The following is a 15,485-nucleotide window of genomic DNA, read 5'->3' as shown; positions in this document are numbered from 1 at the left end:
AGGAGGAGAGCGATGCAGAGCTTGATACCACAACCGAAGCAGATTGCAGCGAGCGAAGGAGAAGCCTTGCGACTGAATGGCGAGGAAAGATGGAGTCTTTTCATGGAACAGGATGATCCCAGATTGGAAATTCATTGTCGCCGGGCATTTCCTGGGATGGAATATACTTGCTCCAGAATAGAAAAGGGTTATTTGTTAATAATCAGACGTCTCTCAGAGCAGGAGACACTGCAGGTAGTCGATGAGGAACATGGAGCCCCTGCCATTCATGAAGTCCTGGGAACACAACAGAAGAGCCCGACCATCCCTAGTTTCAGTTCGTTTACTCAACAAGACAGAACGGATCTGACTGGGTTGGACGGACGTCCACAAGGGTATAAGCTGGAGGTGTCGGCCGGAAGGGCTGAAGTCTACGCACTGGATGCGGCGGGTCTATTTTATGGATTGCAGACATTGGTACAACTGAATGGACCCGATGGGGTTATCCCGGCGGTGTCCATAACCGACTGGCCGGATACACCTATGCGGGCAATGAACTTTGACCTGCGTCAGACGTTCTCCAAGCCGGAACTGTTGACGAAGTATTTGGCTGAATTCGCCCGTTATAAGACGAACGCGATTTTGATTGAATATGAGGATAAGTTCCCATTTCAGTCGCATCCCGAGTTCGCACATCCAAAACATGCGTTAAGTCGTTCACAGCTGGAAGAATTGAAGCGGAGCGCCCACGATCACTTTATAGAGATTATTCCGCTCCAGCAGAGCTTTGGACATCTGGAATATGTATTACGCCACGAAGGTTGGCGGCATCTTCGCGAGACAGAGCAGTCCACCGGGGAGATCTGCCCATCGCATCCGGAAACCTTTGGGTTGATAACCGCTCTACTCGAAGAGATGATCGACGCCCACCCGGATTCGCGTTATATTCACCTCGGGTGTGACGAGGTCTATAGCCTATGCGAATGCGAACGCTGCAAAATTGAGTTTGGAGGCGTGCGTGAACGAGCTTTTATCGCCTTTGTGAACCGTCTGATTGCATTTACGGCAGAACGGGGGAAACAGCCGATTTTCTGGCATGACATGCTGGATAAATGCCCGCCTGAGGAACTGGCTAAGCTGGATCAGCGAAGTGTTTCCATGATCTGGATCTACAACGGGCGCAATATCGAAGCGGAGGTTACTTCGCATGCCAATAAATTCAGGGCGCTCGGCATTGAAGTTATGGGAGCGCCAGCAGTCCGCAGCTTTGATTGGGCTGAGCACCAGAATTACCCGGTATTGCTGAACCGGACAGACAACTTGCTTCAGTGGGCAGAGACGGCCGACAAGCTGGATCTTGGCTGCGTGGTTGCTACCAACTGGACGGGGCCTTTCAGCCTCGGTGTTCCATATGGTATTTTTGAAACCACTTGGTACCCCATGCTGCTGCATGCGGATTTGGCCTGGAACCGCAATGCGGATACCGCCACCTTTATCGACCGATTTCTGGAACGGTTTCATGGCATTGATCCTGTTACCGGACATAACCTTCTCGGCAATTACAGGATGGAGGATTATTATGATGTGATCTGGAAGCTGATGGACGAAGTGCGCGAGCACAAGGAAGAAGCGGAACTGATTGCGATCATGCATAATTTTGAGGTGGCGACAGATCGTTCGCGGGCGATCCATAAGTATGCCTACCGCTGGGAGCTGTATCCCGGAGACGATGCGGAGTGGCGCTCACTCCATAACAATTATACGAGAAACCGCCGTGGACGTGAGGGTGTCCTGCCTCGGATGAAGGCTGCGCTGGAGCGTTACCAGCCCTCTGATATGGCGGAGCATTTTGTGAAATCGAGGTTCTATCTGCATGATTATCTGGAGCGCACGCTCTATCAAGAACTGGGTCTGAACGCAATCCATACACAAACTGATCTGACGGCATTGAGTCTGGAAGACAAAATAGCCCTGATGTGCGTAGTAGGCACACCATCGACTGGGGCCGAGCCGGAGTTTCGCGGCAGAATGGCACAGCACCGATTCGGGGGTATCGGCATCTTCCCCCATAATATTGAGAGCGAGCAGCAGACACATGCGCTACTTGCTGAAGTAAAGAACATAGCTAGAGAGAGTGGTAGTCCTCTGCCTTATTACGTTTCAGTAGATGAAGAGGGTGGAACCCTATCCAAGTTTAAGTCCTTTTTTCCCTACGTCCCTGGCAACAGGGCAGCGGGGTTAAGTGAAGATCCGGAAGCCGCCCGTTTGCTCGGTAAAATCATCGGCAGTGAGCTGCACTCCCTTGGTATTCCCATGAACTGGGCACCAGTGCTAGATGTGAACACGAATATAGATAATCCGGTTGTGGGTGTTCGCTCCTTCGGAGAGGACCCACAGCTGGTGGCCCAATTCGGCCGCGCCTATATTCAGGGGATGCATGAAGCAGGTGTAGCCGTGACGGCAAAGCATTTTCCCGGCCACGGGCAAGTGAGCGGAGACTCGCATATTGTCCTGCCCGAGTGTGAGCTGACGATTGAACAGTTGATGGAGGGTCCGTTGCTTCCCTTTGTTGAAGCAATTCAAGCCGGTGTGGATTCAATCATGATGGGTCATCTGGTGTTTCCTAACATTCCGGAATCGGGCGGACTTCCGGCCTCACTCAGTCCTTTTTTTGCCACGGAACTGCTGCGGAAGCAGTTGGGCTTTAAGGGGGTGATCTGCACGGATGATATCGAAATGGTGGCAATTCGCAAAAATTTCAGCCCGGAAGAGGTAGGGGTTCTGGCCGTTCAGGCGGGGAACGATATGATTCTGATGTGCCATACGCCGGAGTTTCAGAGCCAGGTCATCGCGGGTATTCTGTCAGCTGTACGGGATGGGAGAATCAATGAGGAGCAAATCGACGAGTCGGTTCTTCGTATTCGGCAGCTGTATGACCAATTCCGGCAGTACCAGGCGGCTGCACAGCCGATTCCTAGAGAGCAGTGGGAAGAGGCGGCACTGAAGCTGGCTCGTATGACCGTGAAAGTTAGCCGGGACCCACAGGGCCTGGTGCCACTCAAGGATTCGCTGAAATATTTGCTTATATTGCCGCTGCAGGAGCAGCTGACCCAGGCCGATAATAGTGGTTCTGCGGAGATCAGGTTAGCCTCCCTATTGAGGGATGAAGGCTTGGCTGTGCAAACGTGCTACTGCGCAATGAAGCCGGATACCGAGCAGATAAAGTCCCTGGTTCTACAAGCTGCTGATGTGGATGTCGTTATCCAGGGCACCCTTAATGCCCATCTATTCACAGGCCAGCTGGATCTGGCTGAGGCTTTGGCTGCGGTTAAGCCACTGCTAAATCTGGTGCTGCGCAATCCCTATGATGACACCGCACTGCCACAGACAGCCGCATACATTCTGCTGTGTTCCACCTCCGATTACTCCCTGCGGGCACTGGTGGAGTGCATGACAGCATCAAAGTGACTTTTCAATGATGAGCTGTTCAATAGGGTAATGAAACATATCCAAAAGCACAAAAACTCAAAATGTTAAAAGCACAAAAGCACAAAAGCACAAAAGCTTGCATGTATTTGCCAGCCTTTATTCTTACAAGCGACCTAGTCTGAAAGCCAGGATCCAATGACGGAAAATCGAAAAGCCCGCTACTTTGCGGGCTTTTGTCAATTTTAAGACTTTGATGTTCTTCCCTAGACAACACGTTCACTTAGCTTCGAATTCCGTAACTCGCTTCTTGTGCAAAGACGTTATTAGGATAATGGGCCATAACCCGTTGGCTAACTAGACTACAACAACGTCGTCTTCTCAAAAAGTTTTATATATCCTCACCTATAGCAATAGTTTATAGCTGCCTTATGACAAGAGGCTTTCTCGACATCAACCATGCTGCAATCAGCAAGGCGAGAGCCACTAATATTCCGGATTCTCCAGTCCATAGCAGAACGTTCTTGCCACTGGAAGATATATCAAAGGCATCCTGAATCACGGCATTCCAACATGCATGGAGGAGAATCGCAGGCCATATGCTGCCCGTTGTTAAGCGCAAGCGGCTGATCAGATAACTGAAAGAGGTCACTGAAATCATAAACAGGATAACCGATAAGGCAGGATATGGACCGGAATAATAATTTGCAAAAAGCATTACGGGAAGGTGCCATACCCCCCAAATAATTCCGCTCGTCAGCACGGGTCTAGGTACACGGGCGTTGATTAGACGAGTGAGCATATAGCCTCTCCAGCCGAGCTCCTCTCCTGAACTGCTGATTATACCGATTGCAGTACCCGCAAACATTTGAAAAAGTATCGTTCCTGCAAGGATAACACCAGATGGGCCTTCAATGAATGAGTCCGGTGTAACATACTGAACTAGCCCCGTAATCCATGCGATTCCATAAGCAAATAAACCAATAACAACTGGAAAAAGCAAGATGAAAGGCAATGACTTCACTGTCTGCTTCCCACCAATCCGCAAGGAAATATCCGAGATGCCTTCACGCAGTACGATACGGGCGAAGATGGAGGACAAGCCAGGTGTCCACATGAGGAGCAGACCGAAAACCGGTGCTTTCATGATCAATACATAACTAAGGATGGAGAGCGGGATGAGCATGGCAAAGAAAACGAGCAGTCCTCGCCTGGCTTTTTGGACTTTTTCCTCCTCTGAACTCGTGCTGGGCATGGTGCTGAAATTTGTTCTCATTGTGATAGCTCCTTTTATCAAAATATGTATATCGCTTTGCAGTATAGCAGTGGATTTGCCATAATCAGAACAAACTCAAGCCCAGTCTTTGTCCAAGACCCTAGCCCAGTAAGGACAGGACTAAAGTATAGTGAGGTTTTTTAAAATTGAAATGAATTTAAGCCATCTGTTAGTCCATTTAATAAAATGTTAACTTCCTTTGCGGCAGCACAAAGAGCACGTTTCCAACGCGCTCTTTATGTTTGTTCTTCTCTGGTTGTCATGGAAATTATTTTTAATCCCGTTGAAATTTTAATTAAGCATTCAAATCCGTAATTGCTGGAATATTAATTTCTTTTACACAGGCTGCATTGGACAGGCTGACGATGCATTTTACGATAGAAACCATATCCTGAAGAGGGATGCGTGTACCATTATATTCGGAAAGAGCGCGGTCAATGCCATCTTTATATGGAACTTCGGCTGCGAGTTCTCCCGGGTTGATACACGTAACCGCGATTCGGTCTTTTCTTGTATGTTCTCTCAAGGCTTCTGTAACCCCACGAATGGCAAATTTGGAGGCCACAAAAGATACCTGAGTGCTGTTCGCATTGCTCAGACCCGCAGTCGAGCCAATAAGAATGATTTTGCCTGCTGTTGATTTCCTGAGGTGGGGTAATAAGGCCTGAATGCACACAATAGTGGATGTTACATTCACATGAATCAGATTACTGATGTCGGCGGGGATGTCCTTATCGAACGTATAGTGGTCCTCGAACCCCTCTTTTTCCCAAATGCCCACATTGTAAATGAGAACATCCAAAGTCTCGTTCTGAAGCGCATCGCAGATCTGTTTGGATGCATGGAGATCAGACAGATCTGCCTGTATCCATATGCGTTCTACGCCATCGTCTAGCTTCAAGTTGTCAGGTTTCGTGCGAGACACGACCCAGACTTTATCGCCTTGCTCGGGCACACCCCTGACAAATGCATCTCCTAATCCTTTGCTAGCACCAAATACAAGATAGTTTTTCAATTCTAGTCACCTTCTTTTCAAAGTGTCGTTCTATGGGTACCAGCTCAAAGAGCAGGCTCTTTATTTTCCAATAGTATAATTTCTTCTCCTTGTTGTTGCCTTAATGCTATATTTTCCCGCCCCCATGTGCACATCACATCCACAATCTTGTTGGCGGTAACTCCATACTCTGTAAGGCTGTATTCGACTTTGGGCGGCATCTGTTGGTAAACATGTCTTCTGACAAGGCCGTCCTTCTCAAGCTCACGTAATTGCTGGATCAGGACCTTTTGCGAGATACCGTCTATACTGCGCTGTAATTCGCCTGTCCTTTTCACGCCAGACATTAATAAACATATGATTAGCGCTTTCCATTTGCCGCCAATAATTTCGAGTGTCGCTTCGATTCCCAGGTTATATTGCTTCATGACATATCACCTCGTTCATGTTACATCTTGTTGATGTGCTATAACTAATTATTTTCTCACAATATGGCTGATGAAGTCCATACACACTTTGAAGTAACCATCTTACTTTCGGGTGTGTATTTTCTTTTTTTCAGGCTTATATGATAATGGCCATATTCGAAAAAGAAGTCTGAAACTGAACCGAGAAAGGAATGTAAATATGAGAACACTCGTCATTCTGGCGCATCCCAATATAGAGGTTTCAAGAGTAAATCAACGCTGGAAAGAGGAGCTGCTGCAACACTCGAGCGAGATTACAATCCATGAGATTTATAAAGCATATCCTGATTGGAACATCGATGTGTCCAGAGAACAGAAGTTACTCGAAGCATATGATCATATTATTTTGCAGTTTCCGTTATATTGGTACAGCTATCCGCCTTTGCTAAAAAAGTGGCTAGATGATGTTTTTACTTATGGATGGGCGTATGGATCAACAGGTAACAAACTGCATGGGAAAAAGATGGGTTTGGCCATATCCATTGGCGATAAGAAGGAAAATTACACGAGGGAGGGTTCAGTATCTTTTACCGTAGATGAGGTAGTCACGCCTTTCAAAGCCAGCATAAATCATGTTGGCGCCGTAGCCTTACCGTATTTTGCAGTCTTCGGTGCCTCATTCCAAGCAACCGATGAAGAAATTAACCAAAGTGCACAAGATTATATCCGATATATCTATGAGTATCAGAATGAGGTTGGGAATCTATCAATTTAAACAGCAAATGACCTGGATCTTCTTTGCTGATATTTGGGGAAAAGTAGATTTTTAGCCCCTTCTAGATGCTGAGCATATTTACGGCTTTTATATCTACTTGGATTACCACTGCCATATTATAAATAGGTATGTCCAAAAGCCCGCTTGGTACGCGGGCTTTGGTCAAAGCTATTCTTCTCCAGTAGCCATGAGATTGTGATCCATCGCTCTAGTTTCCGGTATACAGCCTTGCAGAGTTTATATCCAGTTTGAAGTGATTGAATAATATCTGAAAATCTCTGGACTGATATTTTAACTTGCTAAAATTACGTTGATGTCCTTAATAGTTTGATTTGTTGCTTCATTCGTACTTAATCCGTATTTTGTATAAAATTTTATTCCTTCTATGATTGACGAATTTAAGAATGAATACGACCCGTTATAAAGAAGTTCTAAAGATGCTTGATAAGGTGTAGCGTCGAGAATGACATGTGAATTAAACGTTATGTTAAGATGTGCTCCTTCATTTATTAAATAGGTTCTAACTGCTCCCTTGGTAAAGGCGCCGTTAGCCGTATTTAATAGAGAAAAGGGTGGCATCAAAGGGACTGATTGGTTAGATTCAAAAGTTTGTAACAAATCCATCTCTATCTGACTCTCTATACTTGAAGCATCTGCACCAATAAATTTGTAAAACTTGCTACCATAATTTTTAGTGATCTTTAACATATTTGAATCACTTTTAGATTCTTTTAAAAGGTATGCATAAGTCTCGAGAATAGGGAAATCTCCAAACGATTTTTTGAAAGTTGGATTAAAACTATAGGCTACGTTATATAGGTAATCCTCAAAGGATAAATCTCCAGTAAGATCAAACCTAATCTTATTATAAGCAGTGATTTCATCAAGCCCGAGAGAAGTATAGAGTTGCTTACCAGTCGTAACTACATTCTGTTCGAACTGTCTGTCCAATTCAGCTTCTTTAAGATTCAATGTATAAGTTTTTAACATGTTAAGCTGTTTTTCATTTAGATTGTAGTCAGAAAGACTATAAAGCAAGTAGTTTTCTTTCAGAGAGATATTTACATCACTGTTAAAGGTGAATCTTGGATACTTCGTATGTGGAATCAGTGAAGAAATCCCAAGATAACTGAAGTTATCATTGATATAATGGTTAGGATGCGTTCTGTAGTGAGGTCTGACATAAGTACCGTCTTTTCGATAATATCCGTTTACGTAAACTAAATTTTCTGTATCCGTAGTTCCTGCATAATTCTGTCCTTTGTACAAATTGATTGTGTTTGATAAGCCATAATAATTCTTAGTTTCAGTTTTTTCAGTGTATGTAGGTGTGTAAGAATTGTAACTTGAATTGCTATCTACTGTTCCGCATCCCCTGTAGTATCCACTCACCCTTGTTCCATTCTTCTTTGTATAACCACTTACATATGTGCATTTGGCTTCTGCATAATCTGGGAATAACGAAATAATCGGTATTGAGAGCAGTACTACAGAAAACATAACTAGTAGAATTTTTCTTAACCATTTGTTTATAGACAAATATTATCTCCCCTTAGGACTTTAGTCTGTTTCCAACTTCCTTATAGTACCATTTTATTGGGGGGTATGAACTATTTTTTGTGTATTCTGTAGATTACTAAAGAATCATCAAAGGATTCTGGTGAAGTTAGTTTTAAATAGGAAACCTGATTATGAGAACTGAAAAGAAAGGCAGTAGCTATAAGAAGATACACCAGATTCTCCTCATAACTAATTTATTCACTCCAGTTGCCCTCACATGTTATATCGCCTGAGTATCATAAGGCCTATGTTACAATAGGGTGAAAAAGGAGGAGTCATTATTGAATAAACAAAAAATCGTGATTATTGGCGCAGGGATTGTCGGGGCATCCATGGCCTATCATCTGGCCAAACGAAATCAAGATGTAACCGTTATTGAACGACATCCTGCAGCGGCGCGTGAAGTCACGGAAAAATCGTTTGCCTGGATACATACTACTCATAGGGTGGCTCCCGATTACTGGCATTTGTACGATGCATCTTTGGAAGAATATCATACGCTTCAGCAAGAGTTACCCGAGCTGAAAATTCATTGGCATGGAGCGCTAACTTGGGACACTCCACCCCTAAGGGAGCAACCCCACTTTCAAAAATTAAACCGGGAGCAGCTTGAGGCATTGGAGCCGAATCTGCTGGACTATCCGGACGAAGCGATGTATGTCAGCGAAGAAGGTGCGGTAGACCCCATAGGGGTAACCGAGCTGTTGTTGAACAAAGCGAGGGAGTACGGAGCAAAGGTTCAGTTCGATACCAACGTTACACAGCTTCAGCAAGAAGGTTCCCGCTTGGTCGGCGTGCATACGTCCAACGGTTTTCTGGAGTCGGATGTCGTAGTATTGGCCGCAGGTGCAGGCGTCCCCGAACTTTGCAACCCGTTAGGTTGTCCTGTGCCGGTTACGTCGTCGCCTTCCATTCTGATTCGGATGAAATCGACGAATAAATTGATACATACATTAATCTCAAATGCTCAATTTGAAGCGCGTCAACTGACAGAATATACGCTGCTGGCTGCGGAAGATTATATCGACGAGTCGGAGGAAAACGGACCAGAGGCGGTTGGTAAGCGAGCGTTCGACACGTTGCGTCGCAGTCTGAAAGATGGGAATCAACTGGAACTGGAAAGCATAAAGGTCGGGTTGAGACCAATGCCTGAAGACGGCTATCCGATTGTGGGCTTCCAAGACCACGTAAAGGGACTTTATCTAACAGTGATGCATTCTGCAATTACGCTGGCGCCACTGATTGCACGTCTGGCTGCAAGTGAAATCATCGATCGGGAATCAAGAAGTGAATTAGACCCTTGTCGACTCTCCCGATTTTAGGACTATACGAAAAATAAAAGAGTACATCGCCACATGACAGATGTACTCTATATTACATACTATATATTTGCTTAATTCTGCTATTCCTCCTCCGTCGCCACAGGATCCCCCTCATAACTAATCCGTTCGCTCCAGCTCTCGGAATACAACTCCATGTTCGTAAACCCTGCCATTTAACCTCTTTGTAGTTGATTGAAAAGCACTTCATTCGGAAAGGAGATATCATTCTATGAACTATTATTTTCTGGAATCTCAATATCCACGTAGAGGTTTTATTAGTGGCGGAACGACCTTCACTCCCGAATTAGATATGAATTATTTGGCCATAGAGAATCCGCTGCCAGAGGGGACAACGGCAGATGTTGAGTTACTGTCTACGGTGCGCAACCTGAATGTAGATTATTTTGAGACGATCACAGGAACGAGACACGTATCAGATCGTTTTAAAACGCTGTTGGAGGAAACTAAAACAAACACACAGTTTATTCCGACAAGTGTGTGTTACCACGACGGTCGTTCGGTTGAAAAAAAATATTGGCTTGCACATCAGCTTGATCGTTTGGATGTTTTCGATTATGAACGTTCGGAATATGGGCGCAAAACGGTCATTGCTGCAACTGTACAACAGCCTCCACGTAAGATCGTCAAAGTTGTAGCTCGAATCTGCCTTCATGAAGAGCGAATTGGCGAGCATGAATTTTTTATGCTGGATTATATAAATATCTTCAAACCCATTATTTCAAAAGATTTTTACGAAGTATGCCGAAAACATAAACTGAATCTGAACGTTACAGAAGTCGGAAATGTAAGCATCTAAAATTCTACATGGATATAATGAAGCACAAAAAGAGCCCACGTTTGACGTGGGCTCTTAGTCCTTATTCTTCCCCAGTCGCCACCGGATTCTCCTCATAACTAATCCAGTCGCTCCAGCTTCCGGAATACAACTTCACATTCGTATATCCCGCTTCCTCCAGCGCAATCACATTCGGGCAAGCCGAGACGCCGGAGCCGCAGTACACGATAATTTCCCCATCCTTATCGAGCTTCGCGAACCGCTCCTCCAATGCCTCAACACCAGACCAGCGACCATCTGCACCAAGCACATCTTTCCAAAAATAATTCACCGCACCCGGAATATGTCCGGCCTTGGCATCGATCGGTTCCTCCAGCCCCGCATAACGGCGGGCATCGCGGGAGTCGATCAACACAGCGCTGCCAGTTACCGAGGCTTGCTGCACATCCTGCACACTAGCCAGCATCAGCGGCTGGATGTTCACCTCAAACGAAGCCGGAATCTGAATCGGCACATCCGTAGTCACTGGAAACTTGGCATTCTGCCAGGCAGAGAACCCTTCGTCCATGACATACACCTGTTCATGTCCCAGATAACGAAGCAACCACCACAATCGCGATGCGTTCATGCCGCCTTGGTCATCGTAGGCAATAATGCGTGCATTCGAGCCGATGCCGGCTTTGGAGAGGCGACTTGCCAGTGCAGCCGGATCTGGAAGCGGATGACGTCCTCCGTGCGCAGATACGGGAGCGGACAAATCTTTTTCCAGATCGAGATAGACAGCACCTGGAATATGTCCAGCCTCGTAAGCTTGTCGTCCGGCATCCGGTTGACCGAGTAGGAATCGGCAATCGGCAATGACGACATCGGGTTCATACATTCTGGCGAGCAGCCAGCGCATGGATACAATATTTTTCATGAAAACACACCGCCTTATATGTAGTGGGATGGATTCAACCGGAATCTGCGTAATGCAGGTTCACAGGTTCCGGTTGTTTTTTTACAAATATTCGAATACAAACACAAGTTACACCACTGTAGGTTCGATTGGCCCTTTTCCAGCTACAGGAGCATCTGAGGGGATGGGCTGTGGTTTGGTTTTGCCATATCGAATGAAGATCCATACCCCGAAAATAATGACAACCCCGGCAGACAACTGAAGCCCATTGAGGGATTCACCGAGTAGCATCCAGGCCAGTAGAGAGGAAAATACAGGTTCCCCCAGTACCCCCATCGATACCGTTGTAGCATTCATATACTGAAGCAGCCAGTTGAAGAGATAATGTCCAAAGATTGTTGGCACGATTGCGAGCAATAGGAAAATTCCCCACTCGGAAGCCGCATAACCACCAAATGGGTGACCATTAACCAGATTATATACCGCAAGCGTACAGGCAGCTACGAAAAATACCCAGAAGTTATAGGAGAATGCACTCAGTCCGGCACGTAAAAACTGTCCTAGCAGCATGTGTACCGCCACAGCGATTGTTCCGAGTAAAGAAAGAATATCCCCTCGCAGCGCTGTGCCTGCCAACTGGAAATCTCCCGCTCCAATAGCGATCGATCCAAGCAGGGCAACGCCCATACCGATGATCATCATACGGTTGATTTTGGCTTTGAACAGCCAGACGGAACCCGCAAGAATTAATATAGGCTCCAAAGCGAGAATGACCGTTGAACTAGCTACACTCGTGAGCCTAAGCGATCCCATCCAGAGCAGGAAGTGCAGCGCCAGCATCACGCCGGATGCGAGAAGTAAAGCCCACTGTCTGAAGTTTAAACGCATCATCTCATGCCGATATTTCCACACAAAAGGCAGCATTAGCAGATTGGTGAGGAACAATCGGTACATCGCAATGACGGCGACGTCCGCTGTGGACCAACGTACAAAGATGGAAGAAAACGAAATGGCAATAATGCCGACAAAGAATAGCAGATAGATCGACCTGCCGGCACGGTTCAAGCTAGTCATGGATGTAGCTCCTTCTTGAAGTCAAATGGCGTAAATCAATTTATTATACAGGAGAATGCATCTGCAGGAAAAGTATAAGAGAAGAAATAGATAAGTAGATTGTAACCGGGCTTGTAACTATTCTGTCATTCTCCAGGACCATTTTTCTATTAATCTTCTATATAGAGACATGAAACGATATAATGTACCAATAATCGGGAAAAAATGAAAGTAAGGAAGTGGCCTGGAAGTGAGAGTTCAACAACAGAGAGCGGGAGAGAGTGGCGGCATTCCGCATAGAACAAGCCGAACCAAGACGCATGGAAGAAGAAAAATCCGGTATGGGAGACTGAGTGCTGCGCTGGCGCTTCTGGCACTGCTCATTATCGGTTTAACATATGCATTCATTGGCATGACGCACTGGATCAAGGATTATGTAGCACCTCCGCCAGTAGCTGCGATTGAACAGCCAACCAAGCTTGGCATGATTGAAATGACACCGGAGTCCAAAGAGGAACCTGCGCGGTTCCAGGGTCAGGTGCGCAAGCTGGCATACATAACGTTTGATGATGGACCAAGTGTATATACCGATCAACTGCTGGATATTTTGAAACAGCATGAGGCAAAGGCAACCTTTTTCATGATTGGACGTCAGTTGAATCAACACAAGGAAGCAGTGGAGCGGCTTGTCAAAGAGGGCAGTTATCCTGGGCTTCACAGCATGACACATAACTATAACAAATTGTATAAGAGCGGAAGCTCCTCTAACTTTGTGAAGGAGTTCAAGAAGGAGCAGAAGATGGTCAAGGATCTGATCGGTTTTACGCCGCATCTGATTCGTGCTCCGTATGGCAGTAGCCCACAGATCGGAGATGACTTCAGGGGCGACATTGCTGCGGCCGGATTCAAACTGTGGGATTGGACCACCGACTCCCTCGACTGGAATCTTCCAGGTCAGCCGGACAAAATCGTGGAGCGGGTTAGCAGCAGTGTGCATCGGGATAAGGAAGTGATTCTGATGCATGAGCGCGAGCAAACGGTACAGGCACTGCCACGCATTTTGAAGCTGCTTGAAGATCGGGGTTATGAGTTTGAGGTCTACGATCCGAATGCTCATTGGGTATCCAATTTTAGCGCAGACACCCGCTTGTAAGAATAACAACATAGCAGTTGCAAGAGAGGAGGCACCCCGAGGTGCTTAGAAGAAAAAAGATAGCTCTGGCCGGGGTCAGCATATTGCTGGCTCTGCTTGTCAGTGCTTGCGGAAAGCCGCAGGAACCTGCGGCAAATCAAGTTAATCAACTAATTCTTACCGATCAGGAGATGAACCAGAGCCTGAAGGAACTTGTTCATCATGAACGGGAAGACATGGAATTATACGGATCGATACTGAGTAAAGGAAAGAACAAAAACAGTAATCTGGAGGCCTTGCTCGATCAGGCAGACGGACATATTGCCGAGCGAAGAACACTGCTGGAACAAGCTGAAGCGGTGATGAGCCGGACTAAAGAACAGATGGAAGAGCTGCGAACTTCGTTGGATCAATTATCCTTTGAAAAGGAAGAGAACCTGGCTCAAGCCCACACGGTATTGGATCAGTATGAGCAAAGAGCTGCGTCATTTGAAGCGTTTGTTGCCTCCTACAGGCAGAGCCTTGATGCGGACGAGCAGTTATATGGATTGATGAGAGGCAGTGTGGAGCCCAATCTGGTCAAAATCAAACGTGCGATTCGGGAACGGAACAGCCAATATGCCAAAGTTGCCGAGTTAAGACAGCAGTTTAACAAGCAGACAAAAGCTTTTAACGGAGCCAACGCGAAACTTGTGCAAATGGAGCAAGCTGGCTGACTATTCATGGTGTCAAAGGAGCATTGAACACTTTCGATGATTGAGCGACGGGTCAGCCGTGTAAGTAATACTAAGCTGTCAAGTTAACAAGTCAGGCAACATGGACAAACATCATTGCGTATAAGCTAACGGAGGTGTTCATATGCGAAATACTATGAATATTAGTGCATCATTACTTGTTTTGGTTATGGGATTCTCGCTTGTGGCCTGCGGCAATAGTAGCCCTACTGCTCAGCCACCCGCGAATAATACAGAAGAACAGACACCGGCACCAGGGAAGCAGCCTGAGGAAAGTGCTGTGATTGAAGCGGAAGGCATTTTGACTGGATGGGCAGATCCGCACACGGTTGAAATTCGTGTGAAAGAGGAACCGATGTCTTTCCAGGTGGGTGAAGATCTGCAGAAATCTTTGGATGACATTGACGATGAAGATTCCGTTCAATTCAAATATGTAGAGAAAGCCATTCAAGGCGATACAACGATTAAACAGCTGGTGCTTACGGAAATCGCCAAGGTCGAGTCCAATGATGGTAACGGTACGAATGCAGGTGGTAATGTTACATCTAATCGTGCCAAAACATCCGAGCTGGAAGTGACCGTGGAAGGCATGACCGAAAAGCGCCCGGTTACACTGGCTCAAGGCAAAGGGTATTCATTATATGTGTTTGAACCAATGGTTTACGATGCGGATGATCATGAATTGACCATGAAGATTGATCCGGATTACGAGGTAGAGATTGACAAGCTGCCTTCGGATTATAACCTGAAGGAACTGAAAGTGGATGCGAAGAAAGAGCTGTCAGAAACCGGAGCGGTCAAGCAATTAAGTGAGGAAAAGCTTAGCAACGGCCCGATGAAAGAGGCAAAATTGTTCATGATGTCTCAAAACAATAAGAAAACAGAGTATTTCATCGTAAAAGAGCTGGATGGCAATGGCTTCGCTTTCCATATCCATGCACCGGTTGGCGAACCTTCAGAGGGCTTCCTGCCTATGGTTTATGCCTCCATCAATTCCATCATGAACGAGTAAGCGTGCTTCGATATTAAATAGGTATGTCGTGAATTTGAAAAAGCCGGAAGGAACGATGCGATAAGCATAGGTTCCTCCCGGCTTTTTGTTCGTATGTCTATTCAGTTTGCGGGATCAAACC

General features: G+C 46.0%; 13 protein-coding genes. 7 read left to right on the top strand and 6 right to left on the bottom strand.

The window, feature by feature from the left end; all coding sequences use genetic code 11:
* The first annotated feature begins 12 nt into the window (after positions 1-12).
* A complete protein-coding gene (gene nagZ, locus PTQ21_RS28445) occupies positions 13-3,447 on the top strand; it encodes a beta-N-acetylhexosaminidase (protein WP_274567964.1) in 3,435 nt (1,144 codons plus the stop codon).
* 376 nt (positions 3,448-3,823) lie between these two features.
* Here nagZ and PTQ21_RS28440 read toward each other — a convergent pair whose 3' ends face one another.
* The 3 genes from PTQ21_RS28440 to PTQ21_RS28430 form a co-directional block, all read right to left on the bottom strand.
* Positions 3,824-4,681 carry a type II CAAX endopeptidase family protein gene (locus PTQ21_RS28440; protein WP_274567963.1) on the bottom strand — a complete coding sequence of 286 codons (858 nt, stop codon included), beginning with the start codon at positions 4,679-4,681 and terminating at the stop codon, positions 3,824-3,826.
* A gap of 295 nt (positions 4,682-4,976) precedes the next feature.
* Complete coding sequence (locus PTQ21_RS28435; RefSeq protein WP_274567962.1) at positions 4,977-5,696, bottom strand: SDR family NAD(P)-dependent oxidoreductase; 720 nt, start codon at positions 5,694-5,696, stop codon at positions 4,977-4,979.
* 44 nt (positions 5,697-5,740) lie between these two features.
* Positions 5,741-6,103, bottom strand: a complete 363-nt coding sequence (locus PTQ21_RS28430) for a winged helix-turn-helix transcriptional regulator (RefSeq protein WP_063565429.1) — start codon at positions 6,101-6,103, stop codon at positions 5,741-5,743.
* A 199-nt stretch (positions 6,104-6,302) separates the two neighbouring features.
* On the opposite strand from PTQ21_RS28430, the gene PTQ21_RS28425 reads away from it, so the two are divergent.
* A complete protein-coding gene (locus tag PTQ21_RS28425; protein ID WP_274567960.1) occupies positions 6,303-6,857 on the top strand; it encodes an NAD(P)H-dependent oxidoreductase in 555 nt (184 codons plus the stop codon).
* A gap of 291 nt (positions 6,858-7,148) precedes the next feature.
* Here the strand turns inward: PTQ21_RS28425 and PTQ21_RS28420 are convergent, their stop codons facing one another.
* Positions 7,149-8,396: a hypothetical protein gene (locus PTQ21_RS28420; RefSeq protein WP_274567959.1), complete on the bottom strand. Its 1,248-nt coding sequence runs from the start codon at positions 8,394-8,396 to the stop codon at positions 7,149-7,151.
* A gap of 302 nt (positions 8,397-8,698) precedes the next feature.
* Here PTQ21_RS28420 and PTQ21_RS28415 point away from each other — a divergent pair, with 302 nt between their 5' ends.
* Together PTQ21_RS28415 and PTQ21_RS28410 are read left to right on the top strand one after the other, a co-directional pair.
* Positions 8,699-9,739 carry an NAD(P)/FAD-dependent oxidoreductase gene (locus PTQ21_RS28415; protein WP_090809806.1) on the top strand — a complete coding sequence of 347 codons (1,041 nt, stop codon included), beginning with the start codon at positions 8,699-8,701 and terminating at the stop codon, positions 9,737-9,739.
* A gap of 229 nt (positions 9,740-9,968) precedes the next feature.
* The gene (locus PTQ21_RS28410) at positions 9,969-10,556 is read left to right on the top strand and encodes an imm11 family protein (protein WP_274567957.1); all 588 of its coding nucleotides are present in this window, start codon (positions 9,969-9,971) and stop codon (positions 10,554-10,556) included.
* A 61-nt stretch (positions 10,557-10,617) separates the two neighbouring features.
* Here the strand turns inward: PTQ21_RS28410 and PTQ21_RS28405 are convergent, their stop codons facing one another.
* Positions 10,618-11,454: a sulfurtransferase gene (locus tag PTQ21_RS28405; protein ID WP_274567956.1), complete on the bottom strand. Its 837-nt coding sequence runs from the start codon at positions 11,452-11,454 to the stop codon at positions 10,618-10,620.
* Between the two features lie 108 nt (positions 11,455-11,562).
* Positions 11,563-12,507, bottom strand: coding sequence for a DMT family transporter (locus PTQ21_RS28400; protein WP_274567955.1), 945 nt, complete (start codon positions 12,505-12,507; stop codon positions 11,563-11,565).
* A 229-nt stretch (positions 12,508-12,736) separates the two neighbouring features.
* Between PTQ21_RS28400 and PTQ21_RS28395 the strand changes: the two genes are divergently transcribed.
* The 3 genes from PTQ21_RS28395 to PTQ21_RS28385 all read left to right on the top strand — a co-directional run bounded on the left by PTQ21_RS28395 (position 12,737) and on the right by PTQ21_RS28385 (position 15,364).
* A complete protein-coding gene (locus PTQ21_RS28395) occupies positions 12,737-13,639 on the top strand; it encodes a polysaccharide deacetylase family protein (RefSeq protein ID WP_274567954.1) in 903 nt (300 codons plus the stop codon).
* Between the two features lie 41 nt (positions 13,640-13,680).
* On the top strand, positions 13,681-14,334 hold the full coding sequence (locus PTQ21_RS28390) for a YkyA family protein (protein WP_063565438.1): 654 nt from the start codon (positions 13,681-13,683) through the stop codon (positions 14,332-14,334).
* Between the two features lie 142 nt (positions 14,335-14,476).
* Entirely contained in the window at positions 14,477-15,364 is an 888-nt protein-coding gene (locus tag PTQ21_RS28385) for a hypothetical protein (protein WP_072734570.1), read from the top strand.
* Positions 15,365-15,485: the final 121 nt, after the last annotated feature.

It is taken from the genome of Paenibacillus marchantiae, assembly GCF_028771845.1.
Classification (GTDB): domain Bacteria; phylum Bacillota; class Bacilli; order Paenibacillales; family Paenibacillaceae; genus Paenibacillus; species Paenibacillus marchantiae.
The sequence above is the reverse complement of the archived record's forward strand: the minus strand, read 5'-3'. Positions and strand labels throughout refer to the sequence as shown.

Bases quoted from the DNA above. Each gene is read 5' to 3' on its own strand.
- nagZ (WP_274567964.1), top strand. From the start codon at position 13: ATGCAGAGCTTGATACCACAACCGAAGCAGATTGCAGCGAGCGAAGGA.
- PTQ21_RS28440 (WP_274567963.1), bottom strand. From the start codon at position 4,681: ATGAGAACAAATTTCAGCACCATGCCCAGCACGAGTTCAGAGGAGGAA.
- PTQ21_RS28430 (WP_063565429.1), bottom strand. From the start codon at position 6,103: ATGAAGCAATATAACCTGGGAATCGAAGCGACACTCGAAATTATTGGC.
- PTQ21_RS28425 (WP_274567960.1), top strand. From the start codon at position 6,303: ATGAGAACACTCGTCATTCTGGCGCATCCCAATATAGAGGTTTCAAGA.
- PTQ21_RS28410 (WP_274567957.1), top strand. From the start codon at position 9,969: ATGAACTATTATTTTCTGGAATCTCAATATCCACGTAGAGGTTTTATT.
- PTQ21_RS28405 (WP_274567956.1), bottom strand. From the start codon at position 11,454: ATGAAAAATATTGTATCCATGCGCTGGCTGCTCGCCAGAATGTATGAA.
- PTQ21_RS28400 (WP_274567955.1), bottom strand. From the start codon at position 12,507: ATGACTAGCTTGAACCGTGCCGGCAGGTCGATCTATCTGCTATTCTTT.
- PTQ21_RS28385 (WP_072734570.1), top strand. From the start codon at position 14,477: ATGCGAAATACTATGAATATTAGTGCATCATTACTTGTTTTGGTTATG.